The following is a 1959-nucleotide window of genomic DNA, read 5'->3' as shown; positions in this document are numbered from 1 at the left end:
TAAGAAAAGGAGGAGAACAGAACTATGAAAGCAATCGTATGTGTAAAGCAGGTTCCGGATACCTCCGGCAAGGTAGCGGTGAATCCGGACGGGACGCTGAACCGAGCGTCGATGGAAACGATCACGAATCCGGACGACCTGAACGCGGTAGAAGCGGCGCTGAAGCTGAAGGATGAGACGGGCTGCAAGGTAGTTGTAATCACGATGGGTCCCCCGCCGGCGGAAGGCATGCTGCGTGAGCTGCTGGCGCGCGGCGCGGACGAGGCGGTGCTGGTATCGGCCCGTGAGTTCGGCGGATCGGACACCTTCGCGACCTCGCAGATCCTCGCGGCGGCAGTGAAGAAGGTGGGCCTAGAGGACGACGATATCGTATTCTGCGGACGGCAGGCGATCGACGGCGATACGGCGCAGGTAGGCTCGCAGATCGCGGAGAAGCTGGGCGTACCCCAGATTTCGTACGCGGCGGACATCAAGAAGGAAGGCAACACGGTAACCGTCAAGCGCATGCTGGAGGACGGGTACATGACCATCCAGGCGAAGACGCCGTGCCTGCTGACGTGCATCAAGGAGCTGAACGCACCGCGCTATATGTCGCTGAGCGGGATCATGGACTGCTACGCCAAGCCGGTGGCGGTATATGATTACAACACCCTGAAGGATGATCCGCTGATCGATCCCACCACGATCGGTCTGAAGGGGTCGCCGACGAACATCTTCAAGTCGTTTACGCCGCCGCAGAAGGGCAAGGGCAAGATGCTTGAGGGCGCGGACAAGGCGACGTGCGAGACCCTCGCGGCGGAGCTTCTGAAGAAGCACATCATCTGAAGGAAAGGGGAATAATGAACAATGGCTGAATTTAACAACACCAATCTGGCCGATTTCAGCGGGGTTTGGGTATTCTGTGAGCAGCGCCAGGGCAAGCTGCAGCCGACGGTGCTTGAGCTGATGAGCGAGGGGCGCAAACTGGCGGACGACATGGGCGTAGAGCTGTGCGGCCTGCTGCTGGGCAAGGACGTAGACGGAATGGCCAAGGAGCTTGGCGCATACGGAGCGGACAAGGTATACATCGCGGATTCGCCGCTGCTGGAGACCTACACGACGGACGCATACGCGAAAGTAATCTGCGACACGGTAATGGAGAAGAAGCCGGAGATCATGCTGATCGCGGCGACGAACATCGGCCGAGACCTGGGTCCGCGCTGCGCTGCGCGTCTGCACACGGGCCTGACCGCAGACTGCACGCATCTGGACGTAGATGTGGAGAAGTACGCGGCGTTCCTGAAGGAAGCGTCGACGCTGCCGGAGGCGCAGATCGACGCGCTGGACCGCTCTGACCGCAACCTGAAGATGACGCGTCCCGCGTTCGGCGGACACCTGATGGCGACGATCATCTGCCCGCGTTTCCGTCCGCAGATGGCGACGGTTCGCCCGGGCGTGCTGAAGAAGAGCGAGTACGACGAAGCGAAGGCGAATGCGGTAGTGGTAGAGAAGCTGAGCATCAGCCTGAGCGAAGCGGACATCGAGACCAAGGTGCTTGAGGTCGTAAAGGAAGCCAAGGAGCTGGTAGACCTGACGGGTGCAGAGGTAGTGGTATCGGTAGGCCGCGGCATCTCGAAGGATGTAGAGACGGGCATCAAGCTGGCGGAAGAGCTGGCGTCGGAGTTTGGCGGCGTAGTAGGCGGCAGCCGTGCGGCGATCGACTCGGGCTGGCTGACGGCGGACCACCAGGTAGGCCAGACGGGCAAGACGGTACATCCGAAGCTGTACATTGCGCTGGGCATTTCGGGAGCGATCCAGCACAAGGCCGGCATGCAGGATTCCGAGTGCATTATCGCGGTGAACAAGGCTGATGGCGCGCCGATCTTTGACGTTGCCGACTACGGCATCTGCGGCGACCTGTTCAAGGTCGTTCCCATGATGATCGACGCTATCAAGGCTGCTAAAGCTGCTAAGTAAAAA

2 protein-coding genes are annotated in these 1959 nt (G+C 60.3%); both read left to right on the top strand.

Going from position 1 to position 1959, the window contains the following annotated elements:
• The first annotated feature begins 24 nt into the window (after nt 1–24).
• On the top strand, nt 25–825 hold the full coding sequence (acrB, locus tag H8S45_RS15675; protein WP_054328585.1) for an acryloyl-CoA reductase electron transfer subunit gamma: 801 nt from the start codon (nt 25–27) through the stop codon (nt 823–825).
• A 21-nt stretch (nt 826–846) separates the two neighbouring features.
• Complete coding sequence (gene acrA / locus H8S45_RS15670) at nt 847–1956, top strand: acryloyl-CoA reductase electron transfer subunit beta (RefSeq protein ID WP_054328584.1); 1110 nt, start codon at nt 847–849, stop codon at nt 1954–1956.
• The last annotated feature ends 3 nt before the right edge of the window (nt 1957–1959 follow it).

Origin of the sequence: Agathobaculum faecis, assembly GCF_014287995.1 — a bacterium.
GTDB lineage: Bacteria > Bacillota > Clostridia > Oscillospirales > Butyricicoccaceae > Agathobaculum > Agathobaculum ammoniilyticum.
Note: the sequence above shows the minus strand (reverse complement) of the source record. Positions and strands in the feature narration are given on the sequence as shown.

What these genes read in the sequence shown, in the direction of transcription:
- acrB (WP_054328585.1), top strand. Translation starts at nt 25, where the DNA reads ATGAAAGCAATCGTATGTGTAAAGCAGGTTCCGGATACCTCCGGCAAG.
- acrA (WP_054328584.1), top strand. Translation starts at nt 847, where the DNA reads ATGGCTGAATTTAACAACACCAATCTGGCCGATTTCAGCGGGGTTTGG.